General features: G+C 46.3%; 13 protein-coding genes. 1 reads left to right on the top strand and 12 read right to left on the bottom strand.

Annotated elements, in window-relative coordinates:
• Positions 1–369: 369 nt before the first annotated feature.
• Both OM416_RS09025 and OM416_RS09030 read right to left on the bottom strand, forming a co-directional pair.
• Positions 370–1,188 (bottom strand): TerC family protein, encoded by an 819-nt coding sequence (locus OM416_RS09025; protein ID WP_264928932.1) that lies wholly within the window; start codon positions 1,186–1,188, stop codon positions 370–372.
• Positions 1,189–1,465: 277 nt separating this feature from the next.
• Positions 1,466–1,780: a DUF3817 domain-containing protein gene (locus OM416_RS09030; RefSeq protein WP_264928628.1), complete on the bottom strand. Its 315-nt coding sequence runs from the start codon at positions 1,778–1,780 to the stop codon at positions 1,466–1,468.
• Between the two features lie 213 nt (positions 1,781–1,993).
• Here OM416_RS09030 and OM416_RS09035 point away from each other — a divergent pair, with 213 nt between their 5' ends.
• Positions 1,994–3,097 carry a glycosyltransferase family 4 protein gene (locus OM416_RS09035; protein WP_264928630.1) on the top strand — a complete coding sequence of 368 codons (1,104 nt, stop codon included), beginning with the start codon at positions 1,994–1,996 and terminating at the stop codon, positions 3,095–3,097.
• Between the two features lie 58 nt (positions 3,098–3,155).
• Here OM416_RS09035 and OM416_RS09040 read toward each other — a convergent pair whose 3' ends face one another.
• The 10 genes from OM416_RS09040 to OM416_RS09085 form a co-directional block, all read right to left on the bottom strand.
• A complete protein-coding gene (locus OM416_RS09040) occupies positions 3,156–3,518 on the bottom strand; it encodes an HIRAN domain-containing protein (RefSeq protein ID WP_264928632.1) in 363 nt (120 codons plus the stop codon).
• 41 nt (positions 3,519–3,559) lie between these two features.
• Positions 3,560–4,531 (bottom strand): helix-turn-helix transcriptional regulator, encoded by a 972-nt coding sequence (locus OM416_RS09045; protein ID WP_264928634.1) that lies wholly within the window; start codon positions 4,529–4,531, stop codon positions 3,560–3,562.
• 273 nt (positions 4,532–4,804) lie between these two features.
• Positions 4,805–5,326: a hypothetical protein gene (locus tag OM416_RS09050; RefSeq protein WP_264928636.1), complete on the bottom strand. Its 522-nt coding sequence runs from the start codon at positions 5,324–5,326 to the stop codon at positions 4,805–4,807.
• Positions 5,327–5,482: 156 nt separating this feature from the next.
• Complete coding sequence (locus tag OM416_RS09055; protein WP_264928638.1) at positions 5,483–6,112, bottom strand: 50S ribosomal protein L25; 630 nt, start codon at positions 6,110–6,112, stop codon at positions 5,483–5,485.
• A gap of 281 nt (positions 6,113–6,393) precedes the next feature.
• A complete protein-coding gene (gene pulA / locus OM416_RS09060) occupies positions 6,394–9,270 on the bottom strand; it encodes a type I pullulanase (protein WP_264928640.1) in 2,877 nt (958 codons plus the stop codon).
• Between the two features lie 481 nt (positions 9,271–9,751).
• Positions 9,752–11,800, bottom strand: a complete 2,049-nt coding sequence (gene pulA, locus OM416_RS09065; RefSeq protein ID WP_264928642.1) for a type I pullulanase — start codon at positions 11,798–11,800, stop codon at positions 9,752–9,754.
• A gap of 172 nt (positions 11,801–11,972) precedes the next feature.
• Entirely contained in the window at positions 11,973–15,257 is a 3,285-nt protein-coding gene (locus OM416_RS09070; RefSeq protein WP_264928644.1) for a DUF5704 domain-containing protein, read from the bottom strand.
• A gap of 407 nt (positions 15,258–15,664) precedes the next feature.
• A complete protein-coding gene (locus OM416_RS09075) occupies positions 15,665–16,933 on the bottom strand; it encodes an S-layer homology domain-containing protein (protein ID WP_264928646.1) in 1,269 nt (422 codons plus the stop codon).
• A gap of 343 nt (positions 16,934–17,276) precedes the next feature.
• Positions 17,277–18,788, bottom strand: coding sequence for an extracellular solute-binding protein (locus OM416_RS09080; RefSeq protein ID WP_264928648.1), 1,512 nt, complete (start codon positions 18,786–18,788; stop codon positions 17,277–17,279).
• 107 nt (positions 18,789–18,895) lie between these two features.
• On the bottom strand, positions 18,896–19,999 hold the full coding sequence (locus OM416_RS09085; RefSeq protein ID WP_264928650.1) for a glycoside hydrolase family 105 protein: 1,104 nt from the start codon (positions 19,997–19,999) through the stop codon (positions 18,896–18,898).
• Between the last annotated feature and the right edge of the window lie 6 nt (positions 20,000–20,005).

A 20,005-nucleotide genomic window follows, 5' to 3' on the forward strand; every position in this document is an offset into this window, starting at 1 on the left:
CATAAACATGCTGTGTGTCTGTCATCCATCGCTATACTATTAGCGAAGAACGCATATCGATTATAAACCCACTAAACGATATGCCTATCCCTTATGTCGACCGTATGAGGCCAATGAGACGATGAGCCGGATATGCAATTGTGTCTACGTTACGCCCTGTTTGATTCATATCATAACCAAGCATCATGTCTCTCGGCCTCCCTTCGTTAATGTTAGTCTTATATTAAGGGGACTCGATTTGATGTGTCAACCCTTTTCTTGGAAATTGGTCCATGGCGCAGATTACATATATAAACAAAAACAGGAGACTGTCCTAAGACAACCTCCTGTTTTTCTAATAATAATGATGTTGTTAGCGTAACATGATTATTACAGTCCTGCTTGTTTTTCCAACTCTTCAACCGGATTCTCGTCTTCTTTTTCAGGAGCTTTGGAAGACAGGAACCAACCACATACCGCAATGGTGATCAGTACAATATAGAATCCGAATTTCCAAATTTTATTTTCCGGGAAATGCTCATCCAGAACACCCAATGAAGGGTGTGCGAGTGTAATAACTGCAAGCTTAACCCCTACCCAACCTACGATGACAAAAGCCGCAACTTCAAGCCCTGGACGGGAATGAAGCAATTTCACAAAGTATGTGGCTGCAAAACGCATGATCACAAGCCCGATGAATCCACCGAGGAAGATAACGATAAACTGTCCACCGTCAAGTCCGCCAATTGGAGGCAATCCACTTGGTGGCAACGCCACAGCCAAGGCAACGGCAGCCAAAATGGAATCGACTGCAAATGCGATATCTGCTACTTCGACCTTGAAAACGGTCATCCAGAAACCGGATTGTTTTTTCGGTTTCTTAGGCGTTGAATCAGCTGCTTCATCCGTCTTATTTCGACTACCCAGTATCTTTTTAACGATGTGGTTAATCGAAATGTACAGGAGGTACAGGGCACCGATCGCTTGTACTTGCCATACATCGACGAGGAAAGAGATCAGGAATAACGAACCTAATCTGAAAACAAATGCACCCACCAAACCATAGAACAACGCTTTTTTTCGTTTCTCCTCAGGTAAGTGTTTAACCATAATTGCGAGTACCAATGCATTATCTGCTGCAAGTAGTCCTTCAAGAACTACTAAGACGGCCAGCACCCACCCATATTCCAATAACAATGAAACTTCCAACATTGACTCCTCCTTAATATCCTTATGATGTACAAAAAAAAGGACCTTTACCATCACTGGTAAGGTCCTTTTATATCCACAAAAAGAGACCTTTACCGAGCATGAAAACTTGGTAAAGGTCTCGCTAACAACAAAATTGCTGCCAATAAAGCCGGGGATATGATCCCGAATTGACGACTTTACTGTAAAAGCTACTCCCCTTTAACAGGAATATGTAGTTTTAGTTGAAACAGGTTGTTTAACCTATACCCATAATATTTCATAACGTTAAATAAAGTCAAGCTTTATTTAGTTGACGGTACAGCTTACGAAATACGACAACATCGTAGATCATATTGCCCAGCGGAATGAAAGAAACGAAGAATAAAGCAATTGGACGGCGCAGACGCCACTTCTGTGAGGTATACAAACTCACCATAAATAACAAGTACATTAAAAACAAAAACCCGTACAAATTTCCAAACCATGTGACAGCCTGCGGCATAATCCCGGCATCTCTCAATGGAAAAGCAACAAACAGCAGCAATACGTACGAAATGCCCTGTAACCACAACATCAGCCGGAAGCGCCCCAGCATAGAATGTAACATCATTTTCCTCCTGCTTCTATACATGTAACGAACTCAATAGTTCCCGTACAGTATATCACAAAAGCCGAATATCTCCGCTCCAATCCATACAGCAGATTATTCCTGCATGCTCATATGGCTGGTTCACCGGCCTGTTCGCAGGAGCCAAATGCTTCTGCTGCTCATAGGATATATGACGAAGATTGTTACCAATGTCGGACAAGGAGGAGCCTGTTAATGAAAATAGCTATGGTTGCACCCGAGAAATTGCCTTTGCCCGGAAACGGTTCAGTGGAAATCTGCATTCTGGGGATCGCTCGTGAACTTGCACATCGTCATCAGGTGACCATCATAAGTCGTCAAATGGCAGGTCTCGCCACCACGGAGCTAATCGACGGCATTACCATACAGCGTGTTCCTGCATCGAGTCCTCTCGGGTACACCAAAGCAGCAATACGTTTGTTATCCAAACAAGCTTATGATGTGATTCAAGTGGATAACAGGCCCCGCAGTATGGCTGCCATTAAACGAGCTTTTCCACGCACTCCCGTTGTCCTTTATCTTCACTCGTTAATGTTCGCACAGCCTGGACCTTCCAGACTTGCATTGATGAAAAAAGCTGATTGGATTGCCGTCAACAGTCAATCCTTGCGACAAAGGCTAGGACGCAGATTCCCGCTCATAAAACGCCGGATGAGTGTTGTTCCACTGGGTGCAGATTTAAGCCGCTTCAGGCCTGCTGAGTCAAGTGAAGAACAGCTTCGCCTGCGTACACAATTTGCAATAACTAAACCCTTCTCTATTCTGTATGTCGGCCGACTCATCCCTGGCAAAGGTGTGGACGTATTAATACGTGCCACTGCCCTTCTCCAGCAAGAGATGCCTGTTCAACTGGTTGTTGCAGGCAAAGGTCCTCCGTATTATGTGCGAAGACTTCGTGAGCTTGCTCGAAAACAAAAAGTCCATATATCCTTCCGCGGTCAGATAAACCATGAATATATCGACCAGTTGTATCGGGCAGTCGATTGCCTGGTATGCCCCTCTCAAGAACATGAAGCCTTTGGTCTGGTTAATGTTGAAGCGATGGCTTCGGGATTGCCCGTCATTGCTTCTGATAACGGAGGTATTCGTGAAATTATTGAATCAGGGATCAATGGATACCTTGTCACCTCTTATAAACGTCCCCAACGTTTCGCTTCTTGCCTGAACAAACTTGCAAGCAATCCGGCTTCTGCCGAATTGTTAGGTAAGACTGGCCGAGATAGCGCAATGGCACATTTTAGTTGGGCTAGAACAGCCATACATCTGGAAGCCACCTATACCAGGCTCATCCGTGAATGAGCCTCCTTCCGTTTTAAGAATCACCTCTAGCCCACATGGAGGCATTCTTGTGAGATGTTTAAGCTTTTTCACGAGATTGCCACCCGCTAATAAAAGAATCCATCTGAGGAACGGGAATTTGGCTCATCTCAATTAACTCCATAATAATCATATCTCTCATCATGAAGCGTACTTTGGCACATGTTAGTTGATGAAATACATCATAGAATGCCATCCCTGTCCAACATCCATGCGGTACGACAAGCGGATCATTAACGATATAACCTACGGCTCCAATTGGGGGAATAACAACCTTAATGGCTTGATGGTCCAAGCGATTATCTGGATCTTTGACGAGATACACGGTATCCCCCACATGTAAAGCCTGCACTCCATGGTAATGGTCCATCCCATACATAGCTGCGAATAATTTGTTACTCATATCACCTGCTCCTTTTCCTGTATTTCTCCATTATGAAAATTTCACAAAGATACTTCGTTGTCATAATGCTCCAACCACTCCACGAGTTGCCTGCGTATCTCTCTACGAAACTCACGAGGTTCAAGTACCTCTGCCTCGGGTCCGAATTGATACAACCATTTCAAAAATTCTCGGCTGCTATTCAGTGTCACTTCAAATAACAATCCCCCATCCGACATATCCGTCATTCGCGGGCGAACAAACATTTCTTCTTCTTTTATGTAGGGGGCTATTTTCTCAGAGAATCTTACCTTGAAATGGATATTCTCGTCGCCACGGTCAATGGACCATGTGTTCTTCATGTACTGCGTTATGTTGAAACCACCCTTGTCGAATCCGGCATGTGTTCTTGTCACATCCAGAAAGCGGCTAATTCGAAACAATCGAACTTTTTGCAGCAAATGACAGTATCCAATCAAATAAAAACGTTGATCACGCGGAATGAGATAGTAGGGATCGATATCCCGGACTGTAATCTCATTCCTTGTCAACGTATGATATTGAGTACGAATCGTTTGCTGACTTAGGATCGCTTCAATGATGGGAATCAGCAAATTGGGATCTTTTCCTTCCTCACGATAAGCTGGCGTGCCCATGCGAATAATTCCCGCAATATTCTCTACAATGTCACTGTTTCTTGATTTTAATTTGGTATGAGCCGACATGACCTTGTCAAAAGCAGAATCGAATTCAGCAGGTAACTTGGAGGTATCAACTACGGACGGAAGCATCGAGAAGACCATCGCTTCCTGTTCAGTAAAGTCTAACGGATACATCGCAAACTCACCAATAAATCGGTATCCCTTGCCATATCCTTCGTTCATAATAGGGGCGACCCTGTCCAAAATCCGGAGATCACGATATATCGTGCGTACAGTTGTACCGCATTTCAGCGCCAACTCCTTGGCAGAAATTCCTGGATTTGCTTGTATAGCCTGAAGTATACGCAGCAGACGAATTAATTTCTCTGTCATGTAGTTTCTCCCCTTCGATATTTTATCGGCAAGGAAAACTAGTTCCTTTAGTACAGAACTAAATCTTTAGTCCCAATATTATTTTCGCAATTTCACCGTTTGTATATAGTTCAATTGCACTCTTACCCCCTTTTAATATACATTCTCTTACTTGCTTGCGTAAAACATTAACCCAAAAGACCTTATACCTAAGCCTGAAAGCCTATACAATTTTCTAAAAATAATACAAAAAAAGCCCTGATCTCTACAAAGAGACAAGGCTTTTCTCAGAATTTACTGGTTATGCAACTGTAATAATTGATCCATCACATTCGCCATATGCTCACAGAGTTCAGGAATATCTCCCATCTGGTCCTCATTCACACTGCGGTCAAAGTATATATGAGCCGTGACGTTGTACGTGATCGGCTGTTCATCAAAGATATATAGGATGTTCTGGCACACCCTTTGCTCAAGCCAGCTCTGCTGCAATATCGAACGAATAGCCGGACACTGCGTCTCAGGCTCCTTCACAATCATTCCAAACCGAAGTTCTAGGCGGCAACCCGGTTGTGCACCAGGCGTCTCCAGAATCTCTGCTGCAAGCTCCTCAAGGGAGCTGCTGAGCACGACCTCACCCGTTACTTCCGGATGATCCCTGAGACAGAATTGTAACATGAACTCTCTGGACATTACCGCCATCTCCAGCCGATCTTTACGCCCCATAATCTGAATACGCTCATCCAGGTTATCCATATCATAGAGATGATTCTCAAACCCGACTTTCAGATTGTCATACACCGTTGGATCAAACATTGAAATAAACCCACTTTCTTATCCTTTAACATGTATTGTAGTACATTCTCATTTCTCATGCGAACGAACTCTCTTTGCTCGGAAAATAAAAAAAGCCCAGTCACTAGGACTGGGCTTTGGTTCAGCATGGGATCTGACGAGATCCCTGAGCTTGGCCTATTCTTCTTCAGCTTTTTCTTCAGCTGCCGGTTCAGCTTCCTCAGCAGATGCCGTTGGCTCTTCCTCAACCGCTTGTGGCGGCATGACGGACGCGATGATGGATTCAGGTGATGTTACGAGTGTCAAACCTTTATCCAGTTTGATATCCGCAGCAGTCAAGCGATCACCAATGTCCAATCCGCTCACATCAACCTCAATGGAAGTTGGCAGATCGGCAGGCAATCCTTCTACTTCCAATTGTGTTTCTTGTGTCTGGAATACACCGCCAGCCTTCGAACCGGCTGCTGTACCCTGGAAGTCGATCGATACACTTACGCTGATCGGCTTGTTCTTGGAAATTTGCAGAAAGTCTACATGCAGCAAACGTCCGTTACGCTCTTGCTGATCTTTGATCAGCACCGGAACCGTTTTACCACCCTCAACATTCAAGTTGAACATTTCGGAGCGGCCTGTGCGTGCCACTTTCAGCATTTCTTTTTCATCTACATGTATGGAGGCACCTTCTTGTCCCGGGCCGTATACGACAGCGGGAACTCGTCCACCTTGTCTTAACAGGCGCAGTGCTGCACCTTTCTTTTCAGTTCTTGGCGTTGCTGTAAGTTGAGCCATTTTTCCGTTGGATTTCATGATTGAACATCCTCCTTCAAGGGATCACTACATTATATTTGTTGGAAAGCGCTAAGGCTTCTCTCGTAGACCATAACGGTCTTTTTTCTTTGGCCGAATCGTGGGCCATATCTATATTTACCCCAATGATAGAGGATCTCAAACACGAAACAGGACATTTCTTTATTTTTGGGCAAGCTATGCTACGTATAATCAGACCAAAAAAGCAGTCGGAATCTCTTCCAACTGCTGGTTTATCAAGGGTTTTGACGAAATACCTGATGATGTTATTCAAAAGAAAGTTATGCACTATTACGCCCCTCTGAATTATGGCTTTCACGAATGATCTGCATCTCATCTGATCCGCTACGGACAATAATGTGTACATCCCCGTCTTCAGGTACAATGTCCACATAACGGTCTCCGCACGTATCTTTAGCTTCCCATTCGTTCAATCGAATGATCAATCCCAGGTGATGCAGACCGGGAGCAACGCGGAAGCGGGCTTCGGCGGCATTTCCGACTTGTTCCAGCCGTACTGCTCCGTCCTCCATACCGGTGCCCCATACCCAGACATCCCAACCTTCATAATGCTGGTCCTCACGTTCGTATCGAAGCGTGACGGTTCGCGAAATCTGTTTATGAATCGTTACGCCAAGCGTTGCCCGAATTCCTCCAGCTTCAGCTATAATATGGGTTACTCCAGGTGTCATCGCACGTATGATTCCTGCTGCACTCACCGCTGCCAGTTCCGGATGAGAGGAGCTCCAACGTATATTTGAATCCTGAAGCGGCTGACCGTATTGATCAAGCACCAATGCACGGAAGCGACTGATTCGAGTCATGTACATGACAGGTTCGCCTACAATTTCGATTCGCTCCGCATGACGATGATCCACCTGTAACATACAAGTTGCCGTTAGGTCACCACAGTGGACTGTAATGGAGGCTTCCCCACATTCCAGCGCTTGGATTGTTCCACCAGGCTGTATCCGAATAATATCTGGCTCAGAAGAAGCCCAGCTAACTGGAGCGTTCTCTACCACATTGCCAATGCTGTCCCTTACAATTGCTCGCAGTTGAGTGGTCTCCTTCGGACTGTATACCTGACGTGGAAAACTAATCTCCAGGGTAGCCGGTTCAGCGCCTCCAGGATGCTCTGTGTCATACAAAACCATCAATGACCACCGTTCTACTTGAACAGTGCCCCGAACGGTCTCGATCAGATCTGTACCTGCCTGATGATCGTTGACCACGACATGCCAGTCACCTTCCCCCAGGTCCACATGCTGCTGATGTTCAGTTCCGTTATAGATGACCATAATTTGATTCCAGGTATCCTGATTTGCACCATCCTGAAGTATAAAAGCAACCACATTGCCGTCGCCACGAATCACACGAAGGTGATTCCGTACCTGATCAGCATCAATCATACGAAATGCCGGATGTGTGCGCCGCAGATGAATAAGACCACGGTAGTAGTCAAACACCGGTCTGAACCGCGATTTATTGGCCCACGTGATCGTATTCACCGCATCCCCGCTCCGATAACTGTTATGATCACCGGCTTTGGATCGGAGCAGCTCATCCCCTGCATGCAGAAACGGAATGCCCTGAGAGGTAAGAAGAATGCCCGAAGACAGCAACGAGCGACGAACCATCTCATGATCCATTACATCATCCGCATCGACAAACCGATAAGGATCTGCTGCTTTTACAGCCGACTCAGCACTTCCGCCACCCACGGGCTGTCCGTCCTTCCATACGGGAAAACCTAATTCATGCCTAAGGTTCATCGTAGTCGCAATTTTATCCCACAGATTGAGATTGTCATGGGCAGTCACATAATTGACGGTTTCCAAAGGCGAAGATGTAAAATCATCCAGCGCTCCCGCTAATCCCCTAATAAGCTCATATTCCTGCCCTCTGGCACCCGTGACAAACCCTCTGCCACTGTCATCACTATCCCCCTTGATTGCACTGCGAAAATGATCATTAAATACGGCAAATCCCTGACCTCGCTGGGTTCCTTTTAACGTTTTGCGGTCCAAAGTTGAGTCTCCACCCGTCCAGGGTTCCCCATAGATCAGAAAAGCCGGATCGATCTGTTCCCGCAGTTCGCGCGTTAATTCATTCATCGTTTCCGTATCAATCAGGGCCATGAGGTCAAATCGAAATCCGTCCACATGATATCCTTCTGCCCAGTATCGAAGAGAATCGAGAATATATTTTCGCACCATGGGACGTTCTGTCGCCAATTCATTGCCTACACCAGAACCATTACTGAGGGTGCCATCCTCCCGATAACGGTAATAATAGCCTGGTACAATCCGTTCAAAAGGTCCCTCTTCCACGCTATACGTATGGTTATAGACCACATCAAGTACAACGCGAATGCCTTGTCTGTGCAGTGATTGAACGAGGGATTTGAACTCTCGGATGCGAACTGCCGGATCACGAGGATCTGTCGCATACGAACCTTCGGGAACGTTATAATGCTGGGGATCATATCCCCAGTTGTATGGTGCTCTGACATTAGAACCCACATCCGCCGCAGCGAGTTCATTCACCGTCTGATAATCCGCTACAGGCATAAGATGCACATGAGTGACGCCCAGTTCGGCAAGATGGTCTATCCCAATGCTATTGCCCGCTCTGTCGGTGAGTCCGGATGCCGTGAATGCCAAATATTTTCCCTTATACGGAATGTCTGCATTTGGGTCCGAGGAGAAATCACGGACATGCAACTCATATAACACGGCATCGACAGGACGCAGGAATGCAGGCTTGACATCCAGGTCCCAATCGACCGGATTGGTGCTTTCCGGATCGATAATGGCTGTTCTTTGCCCATTAGCTGTTACCGCTCTGGCATACGGATCAGCAACTACTTCAATCCGTTGATCATCATGGATGATTCGATACATATAAAAATGTCCTGCCCAATCGCCGTTAAGCTCCAGACTCCATATTCCATCCGCATCGCGCGTCAGAGTATGTTCCTGTCCACCTTCATGATCTTGTACTTTGCCACTATCGTTGTAATGACCTTCATCTTCAAAAACCAATATATAAACCTGTTGAGCCGTTGGTGCCCACAATTTAAAAGTACTTGCTGCACGAGTATATGTTAAGCCAAGATCGTTGCCATCGTAACGAAAAGAAGTCCATTCCGGCATCGTTCCCACCGCCTTTATATCCATTAATTTCGTGTTGTCCCGATGTTACGGAGTGGGACGTTGTTTGTCAACCCGGGGTTGTCTGTACTAACATATCGGTTCGATTCGAGTATTCAATTAGCAATCGCTTTCAAAATATAGATATGTAAACAAGCGCCATAGATTGACAGCATTTGTACCTGTCCCGACAAAAAAAGTTCGAAATATATAAGAATAATTGCAGATTGAACGTACTTTGAACGAAAACTATACTTACACTCGGTATTAAATTGGCGGATTTCAGTATAGTTTCCGATCATGATGAAGCCCTCCTGAGACCAAACCAATGGTCTTTAACTCAACACAAAATCCCCCATTCTGGACGGAAAGAGGGATTTGTTTTTATTTTGTACTAAATCAACTGTTGGACATCTTGGACGCTTCCTTGTGAGCACTCTTTCTATAGCTGGCATACTTTATTTCCTGGCAAGCATTGTAGCGATCAGGACTTCGAATACATCACCGTTATGGATAAAGCATTCACATTCACCTGTCCATCCTGTACGATACGTATCGTATCGATGCCTGCTTGTCCTTTTTCTACAACCACCTTCCATGTCCCTGTGGGAACAGAGACGGTACGGGTTTCTTTTGCAGCATTATAGATGACAACAATGCGTTCCCATGAATCGCTAACGGCCGCTCCTTCCAATTCATAGGCTAGTATACCATTACCTTTTTCAAGAAGAAGAACATGCTCCTCGATCTCTTTCCGTGTACGAAGTCGAAAAGCTCGATGCTCTCGCCGAAGACGGATTAGCCCACGATAATAGTCAAACACCGGCTTGAACTGTCGCTTCTTCTCCCAATGAATGGCGTTTACTACGTCTCCACTCTGGTGGCTGTTGGCGTCCCCGTACTTGCTGCGAAGCAGCTCATCTCCAGCCGCGATCAGGGGGACACCCTGGGAGGTTAGCACGATACCATTGGCAAGCAGACAACGCCTAACCGTCTCATTCTCCAGAATGTGATCCGGATCAATCTGCAGGTAAGGCTTGGCCTTCTCAACAGCCTCTTCCACACTTTCGCATCCGCGGATACTTCCATCCTCGTCATAGGTGAGGAAATTCAGCGTATCGTGTAGTCCTTGTGTACGTGCGACTTTGTCCCACAGGTTGAGATTATCATGCACCGTTACATAGTTAATCGTCTCGGATGGACCATCCGTAAAATCCTGAATGGCTCCGCGTACGCCTATCCACAATTCGTCTTCTTTCCCGTCAGCCCCCGTTGCAAATCCCATACCCATTCCATCACTGTCTCCCTTGATCACTCCGCGGAAATTATCGTTAAACACAGCAAAACCCGCACCGCGCTGCGTTCCTTTTAGGATCATATCATCCCCAAGCGGCGAATCCAGTGCGCCCCATGGTTCACCATATAACAATATGGAAGATAACACATCCGTGTGCAATTCCGCTGTAAGCTGTTTCATCGTAGCGGTGTCAATCAGGCCCATCAGATCAAATCGAAAACCGTCCACATGATACTCCTCTGCCCAGTAACGCACCGAATCGATAATGAACTTGCGAACCATTGCACGTTCAGTAGCCACCTCATTGCCCGTACCTGAACCATTGCTATATGTCCCATCCGCATTCTGGCGGTAGTAATATCCTGGCACCAGTTTTTCAAACGAACTGCCTGCCGTATCAAACGTATGATTATATACCACATCCATAATGACACCTATTCCCTTGTTATGAAGGGCAAGTACCATGGACTTGAACTCACGAATTCGTGTATCTGGATCATCTGCACGTGATGCATAGGAACCTTCCGGGACATTATAATGAAGCGGATCATATCCCCAGTTATAGTTGGAACCATCCGTCGTATCCCCATCTACTCTGGATTCGTCCACCGTCGCAAAATCGAATACGGGCAGCAGATGCACATGGGTAATCCCGAGTTCAACCAAATGATCAATCCCCAACGTGTTGCCCTCTGAGTCACGCAGACCCGTTTCGGTAAAAGCCATGTATTTGCCTTTATTCGTTATCCCCGATGATGGGTGAATGGAAAAATCACGTACATGCAGTTCGTACAGGACTGCATCTACAGGACTGGTCAATTCTGGGCGAATATCCTCACTCCATCCCTTGGGATGTGTCTGCTCCAGTCTGACAATTACACCCATTTCTCCGTTCATGGTCACTGCTCGTGCGTATGGATCTACAGCAGTAGTTGAGTGTCCATCTTCAAAAGTAGGCTTGTACATGTAACGGTAGTTACTTAAATCGCCCTCCAGTTCCAGAACCCAGACACCTTGTTCTTTCTTTTGCATAGGTAACGCCTGCTGTTTCCGTTGATTGGGCTCTTCCTCCGGGGTCCCCCCTGTCAAAGGTGGGTACAGAAGTAGTTCCATCTGAACGGCTAACGGTGACCAGACTTTGAAGCGACAGGCTTGTGCTTCTAATGTGACACCCAGATCTCTTCCTTTGTATGTATCTTCTGAAATCAACATTTCCTGCTTATCCTCTTCAATCATATGTGTGGTTCCCCTCTCGTTGAGAAAATTAATGAATATGGATGGAACGAATGCTCCTTACCCTTTATACCCGTTCTGCTGCCCAACCATAATCCAAATTACACAAAAGAAGACAAACGTCATGTAGATTCACATAACGCCTGTCTTCTTTATGGGTAAAAACGATATCTCTCTAATGTGGTACCTGGGATTGGAAATCATTACGGCTGGATTGATCGGCATGGTACAAAACCACGTCCCCATCTAGCATCGACCAACTTCTCCCCTGACCATCTACCGGGCTGTTATCAAAACCTTCCATTTGCCATTGATTCATCAACGGTGCATGAATATATTGCAGATGGGGTGCATTTGTATTGCCGCTGCGCAATGTTTCAATATTGAAGTTAACTACAATGTAACCGTCCCTCAGAAATGCCGTTGCCTTCTCATCCAACTGATTTTGTCTGGCGAGCGATTCGAGATCGGTTCCTTTGGGCACTGCATATACATCCGCTGGTAAACTATATTCCCCATACCAGCACTGAATCGCTGCATTGGCCCGATCCACATTAACACCAGTTGGAATATCTGTTTTGGGGCCAATGAGTGTACGGATCTGTGAAGGAAGAATCATCCAGTCATAACGGCCTACCCACGTTTTCTGATGAGAGGTCTGATCCACGAAACGAACCATATACTCCGCCATTGTACCCTGATTGCGTTCCTCCTCCGACAGTTCATAGGTATATTGATAACGTGCTGTATCACCTAACTCCGTACCCGGCACATTCCTTAAACGTGAATTCAGAATAACAAAGCGTTTTTCTAAATCCTGTGCCGATCCGATACGAATGAGTCGTTCCTGTCCTCGATGATAGTATAGATCCACCTCTTGCCGAGTGGTGCCATCTTTACTCACAAAAGAGAACGTCGGGGTGATTCGAATACCATCCTGTTTCCCAAACATATTGCCCTTGGTTTTCAGATCAAACTTGAAATGGTAACCCGTCTTCACCGCTGCATTTCGGAAACCCGGTACGGGATGACTGCCGGGACGAATAGGCAAGACATAGGGTACCAAATTACCCCGGAGATCTCCGTCGATACTGTTTCCTCCGGCCCAATAGCTCACACCCGTTGGTTCCGGGCTGCCCATCCGCTTGCGAAACACATTCTCCCAGTTGTAATCCAAAATATCGGTAATGTGAAAATCATACAACCGTCCGATAACCTCCACAGCAACAGTATCTGCTGCCACATGATGGGTCAGATTTGTGTTCGCATCCTGTTGTTCCGTAAAGTTGGCAGGTGCATTTTCGGCGATATTACGGAACTCAATCTTGTAATTCCCTTCATCTACCCATACAGGAAGATAAAAAGGGGTGTCCAATTGATTTACCGGAATATCAACCCATGTCAGGGACGGGATAAACTGGCTTCTGGCACCGTTATAGACGTCGAATGGGAAACGAACCTGTTTGATACGGAAATATTTCGCATAATCACGGTTTCCATAACCAGGATAATTTGCCACATCCACATGTTGACCTGAAGTTGGAATTCGCACAATGAATGGACGCTCTAAAATAAGTGCAGCTCTGGTCGGATCAGGCGTAGTCTTCTGGTTATGCGGCTGATCGTCTGACACCCAGGCATAGTTCACAACTGGTGTATGTACCGTCACCGAGTTGATACCCAGAATGGGAAACTTCTGATCCTGCCCTCCGTTAATATTGCCAGGCAGCAGCCCATACGTAATCTCACCCGTGGACGGCTGGTTAGCTTTGTTGATCAATGTATTCTTGATCGTCAGTTGGTTCTGGTATAGAACATCATCTCCAATCATGCCAGGCTGTGGGATCGTTCCAGGTCTTGGAGCTGTTTTCTCCACCGGAGCAGGGTCCATAATCGTCGCTCCATTAAAGGTTACCTTGTCGTTATTAACGGTGTTCTCTCTAACCTCCGCTTCAGCTTCAGATTGAAACAATGACGTTTCATCTGGCGTAGAGGGTTCAGTAGAACCACCCGGAACCCCTTTGATGCCAAGATCAATTTCTCGACATGGTGCAGGTTTCACATGATTGGTAACCGCAGTATCCATACCCGATTGTAAAGTCGGTGCTGTATATGCATTGGGCACCAGGGTCACAGTGTCACCATAGCCGCCTAGCGCATAGTTAGATACCTTGGCCTCACTTAACTTGTATACCTCCAGGTTATCGATCTGCCAATAGCTATATGTCCGTGTTACTTGCATGGATTTATCTCCAGGCACATCAAGTTCTTTGGGCTCAGGAGGTGTTCCCGGATCACCCTCACCACGAGAGGGTCTTCCCGGAATCGTCCAGGTTTTATGATAAACCCTTTTCACATTCACGGTATAGGTTACTGTTCCTGTCATATTAACCCAACGGTGCTGGAACAAATATCCCTTAGCTAAGACATTGGCATAGAGATCTTCCGAGGTCGGAATACCACGAGTGACATCAAACTTCTCAGCTCCCCGGTCATCTGCCTTCAGCACGCCCCGAACAGATGGGTCCATAACAGCTGCTTCAATCACCGTACCTCTACTTGGTTGGCTGATGGTTACAGGGCAAGCGTTCACAGGGTCGCCCCCCGGATCACTACCATTACCGCCTTCTCCATTATCCGTGCAGTCCTTCACCTCAAGCACCTGAGTCCCTTGTTCATCCAGGTGCTGAGCAGAATCAAGAAAATGAGCTTTGATAGTGGTGCTACCCACGACCCCTTTCGTCGTGATTTTGCCATCTGCGCCGATCGTTGCCACAGCCAGATTCGAGCTCTGCCACGTCAATTTGGGATGAGCCGTCAGTTTATGAACTGAGCGATCCGGTTTGGTTAGAACGGCTTCTGCCTGGAGGGGTGTTGTATTGGCTTTGCAAGCATTCGGCAGGTTCACCACGAGTCCTGGCTCAGACGTCACGGTAATGTTGGCTGTATCCGAGATAAGGTATGTACCATTGTTCCAGATCGCACGCACAGTGACCGTGCCTGGACTCTCAGCTCTTAACATCCCCGTTTTCAGTTCAACGCTCGCAATCGTCTCGTCAGAAGAAAACCATTTGATCTCCGCTTCCCTGCGGGATACGTTTATGCCCTCACCAAAAGCTGTCGCACCATAACCTTTCGTCTTCACCAAGGCTTCCATCTGTTGGGTTTGCCCTATGGTAAGGGTAGAATCTGGTGTTACATCGATTTCTTTTTCTTCGTGAATCTTACCTTCCCAGAAAATGCTAACAGGGGTGTGGTATACCATCTTATATTTGGGTTTATTGCCTGGCCTAGTCCCATAAGCTTCCCTTTCAAAGAACTCAAACCCTTTGCCAGTATATGTTCTAAGATCCGCATTTTTTTCACTTGTAACTCTTGGACTACCTATTCCTTCATAACTATTTACCTGCTGATATTTTACGCCATCCGGATCGTTCTTTAACTTAATATCAGTTACCATTTCCTTATCAATTCCTATACCTCTATACGGCTTCCAACTTAGTGGCGGCCATCTACTCATATCAACATTATCAGGAATTTCTGTTTTTACAGGGTATGCATCATAGTCAGTTCCTCCGTTATCCACATCTTTGTGTGTGCCTTGATATTCTGCCCTAAATTCTCCAGAATCAAGTTGATACCAGTAAACTCCCGGTGTTCCTTGAGTTGGGTTTGCATCAACTGTTACTGCTGGCCCTTTCATGGATTTGGTACCATATTGTTCTTCTACGGCATTAGCTTTAAGAGTATCAAAAGTGCAGTAATAGACTGGTAATATCATAAATATAATTACTAAGACTTTATATAAACTGTTTAAACAACCTAATAGATAACGTTTAATATTAAATTTAAACACCACCAAAAGTTCTATTGATAAATTTGAACTTCTTTACCAGCATCATTCTTCAACATATATCCGCCTTTCACAGGATCCAGAGTATGTGATGACCAAAACTTAGTAGGCACTCCTTGCTTCAACATTGCATTCGAATCGTCTGGTAAAGTAATAAACCCTTTTTCTTTCAAATAGCTCACATTAAATAATCGTTGAATTGGAATAGCTATATTATCATTCGCTCTAGCAATAGTTAAAAGATTTGACTTATCAAATTTTGAAGTAAACGTTATCTCGGCGTAGGTAGAGAAGCGACCTCCTTGTGCCCTAGTCAAGTTCTTTGGATCTACAAATAACGTGGCGTACAGTCCCTTGGGCTTAGTCCCTCGAGTATCCACTACGATAAATCTATGGTACCTTACGACCCCCACATTATTTTTCAAAGTGTATTCTGTGTTAACTATATCTCCGAAATTACCCTTGATATATTTGTAATTTGTTACTGTCGTTAAATTCGTCCCTGTCGTGCCGACCTCTCTCATCTCATTCAGGTCACTATACTTCGCGGCATCCGTGCCCTCCACATCCATATAACGCAGCAAAATGGCTGACACTTCTGCACGAGTAGTGGAATCCGCTGGTTTTAATGTGCCATCTTGAAATCCACCTACGATGCCTGTTCCACGAACGAGGGCAAGATACGGAATCTGCTCGGCACGAATGGTGCCCCGGTTCACTTCTGGTGTAGGAAGTAGCGTGTTTTTCGTATCGTTAAAAGCATCCTGGAAGCCGCTCCCGGACTTCATCAGTCCATTGGCAATCCACTTCATCATCTCGTATCGCGTCAGCTCCGCATTCGGATTGAACCCTTTGGCGTAATCGCCAGCGTTAATGAATCCTTGTCCGACAAGCTGGCTAACCGCCGCTTCAGACCAATGTCCCTTGAGATCGGCAAAGGGATTCTGCCCCTCTACCTTCTCCAGTCCAGTCGCACGGGCAAGTATGGTCGCATATTCCCCACGCGTGATTTTGCCATTGGGACGAAACGTTCCGTCTTGGTAACCAGAGATCAAATTCTTTTCATAAGCTTTGGCAATCGTCGCTTGTGCCCAGTGGCCTTTAATATCCTTGAACTTGCTAAGGGCCGTGTCACTTGTTCCAGATGCAGCTATCGCTGTTGAGGTCAGATGTACGGGTCCAACGTTCAATAGTGTTCCTGCCAATACAGCTGTCGTTAACAACCCTACGATCCAAACATTCCGTTTTTTCTTCTTCTCATGTCCTTCGATCTGCTTCTTCAATCTACTCACGCTCCTATGTACCTTAGTATGGGGTGCTTGCTTAGTCAGCCTAGCTACTTCTCTTCATAACCAAAACCTAAATTTGCCATAATAATCAATATTCTACCATGTTGACCTAGGCTATTGGTATCATTTTTCGTCCATCCCCATCACTTCAAGGCGTGCAACCCTCCTTCCATAGACCCACTTCATTCGCTTAAAAACAAAAAAAGGCCATGAATCCGCAGATTCATAGCCTTATGCTTTAAGGGTGTGGTCTTTCTTATGATATTGGAAAATGAACTCACTCATAGAATAAACCATATCATTCCATTTGATCAACCCTTTTTTGTTCCATCCAGCCTTATTTTCCGTTTAACTCCTTATAGGATGCTTCCAGTTCTGTGATCAGTTGATCACCACCAGCTTTTCTCCAGCTTGCGATTTCCTGCTCCCAACCAGCATCATCGATTTTCCCCATAATGTACTTGGTCTGCGCATCCCAGATCATCTGATCCAGCTCCTGACCACGCTCAGTGTAGATCGCCGAAGACAAGGTGAGTGCAGGATTGGCAATGGCATACTGCTCATTCTCACGCGCCATCTTCGTCCCCTTCATGCCAATCGGAACATCGACCAGTTCAGGCACGTTATAGCCTTCAATGCTTAACAAATTATCTCGATATGGCTTCACTTCACGCTGATAAGCGTCAAAATCCTTAAGTTCGGTTTTCCCATCCGCAGTCTTGGTGTAGTGCACATCGAGCAACCCACGGAGCTGCAACGCGCTCAATTCCTCATCCATCAACTGATCCAGGAACGTGAGCACCTGCTTCAATTGCTCCTCATCCGTTACGGACGCCTTCGGGATGACCAGCATTCCATAGTTTCCTGGCTCCCCGGCGATTCGAATACCATCGGTTCCCTGGAATGGAGCCACATCAATCTCTCCGTCCGGAGCATTAGGCGTAAGCCGTTGCTGAGAGGACTTTCCGTTCTGGGCCACACCATTCAGCTTCATGCCAACCAGGCCCGAATCCATTTTTTTGTCCGCATCGGAAGGGTCCAGGGCAGGGAAGTCACTATTAATTAATCCCTCGCTGAACAGTCGCTTGAAGAGTTTCATCGTATCCACATATTCAGTGGTCAGGAACTCCGGAGTCAATTTCCCGGCATCGTCCACACCCCATTTGTTAACGCCGCCAATACTTACAGCGATCCGCGTCAGCGGGGAAGAGACACCCTCATTATACTTTTTAAATAGCAATGCACCGTACGTATCTTCCTTACCATTCCCGTCCGGGTCATCCTTGCGAATGGAACGCATCACTTCATACCAGTCATCCAGCGTTTTCGGTATATCCAGCTTCAACGTATCAAACCAGTCCTTGCGATATACGATCGCAGTCCGGCCAATATCCCGGAAGTTCGGAATACCGTAGACCTTGCCTTCAATTTTGATATTGTTAAAATAAGCCTCGGATTGGGCAGACAGGTTCTTATAATCCTTCAAGTATGGCCCCAGTTCCCAGAACAGTCCCGTTTTGGCGGCATTAAACGTTGTCGGTACATAATTCACACGCATAATGGTCGGCATCTCGCCTGAAGCAACCATAACGTTCACCTTATCATCAAAAGCAGACTGCGGAATCCACTGTACATTGACATCCGTATTCGTATATTCCTCAATCTTCTGTTCAATCCCGTTCTCCTTGGCCGGTATATCACCAACCTGCATTAAAGAGATGGAAATGGGAAGTTTACCTTCCCCTGCAGCAGGCGCTTTCTCTCCCCCGCAACCTGCAAGCAGCCCAGCGGACATTGCACCAATAACAACGATTCCGCCTAAACGGGACATTGGACCTTTTGGACTCATGAACCATCTCTCCTTTGGATAGCCAAATTGTTCAGCGATCTTGCCTCATTTCACTCAAACCAACCATGTATGCGCTATCATAAATAATCTGAAGAAAAGAACCAGCATTACGCCAGTTCAATCTCCACCCCTGCCAAAATGAACGGAGCAACCGATTTCGGATCATTGATTCGAATGGACTCGGTCACATAATACTCATAGGACCCGTCACGATACGGGCTTCCTCCAAGACCGGCTCCGCCATTACACTGCGTCAAGGACAGTACGCCTTCACGATCCGTTTGCAGCAGATGCTGTAGCAGACCCTGATACCCTTTTTCCGCAACCGCTTTGAACTTGCCACTCAGATATCCTTTACGTACACCCTTGGCCAATGCATAGACAAACATCGAGGTCCCGGATGCCTCCAGATAGTTCCGCTCACGTCCCGGTTGATCCAACAAATGTGGCCATAGTCCGGTCTGTTGATCCTGCACATGCACAAGTGCATTTGCTACCCTTTCAAAGATACCCACAATCTGTCCGCGCTGCGGATGATCTACCGGCAGGTAATCCAATGTGTCCACAACCGCCATCACATACCAGCCCATCGCGCGGCTCCAAACATGTGGAGAACATCCCGTCTCCCCCGAACTCCAGCGCTGCTCTTTGCTCTCATCCCAAGCATGGTACAAGAGACCGCTGCGCGGATCACGTGTACGTTGCTCCACCAGCAAGAGCTGCAGAGCCGCCTTGTCAAACCACTTCTCTTCCCCTGTCACTGCGCCATACTGAGTCAGATATGGAGTAGCCATGTACAATCCATCCAGCCACATCTGGAAAGGATAAATCTTTTTATGCCAGAATCCGCCTTCACTTGTATGTGGCTGTCCTTTGAGCTGAGTCATAAGCAACTCCGCAGCTTTGCGATACTTCTCTTCTCCCGTTTTTTCGTGCAGCAGGAACAGAGATTTTCCCTGATTGATCTGATCCAGGTTATATTCCTCGATCGTATAGGAGCGAATCGACCCATCTTCCTGCACGAAATGATCCATCAGCTCACGGATGTAGTCAAAATACTTTTGCTCCCCCGTGTGCGTATACAGCTCCTCCAGCGCTTTCAGCAGACAGCCGTTCTCATAATGCCATTTGGGGTACAGCTCATGATTGCGATAACTTTCCATGAACTGCTGTGCCATGCGCACGGATGTGAATTGCAATGTTTCCTTCATGATCAA

This window comes from Paenibacillus sp. LS1, from assembly GCF_026013365.1.
Lineage (GTDB): Bacteria > Bacillota > Bacilli > Paenibacillales > Paenibacillaceae > Paenibacillus.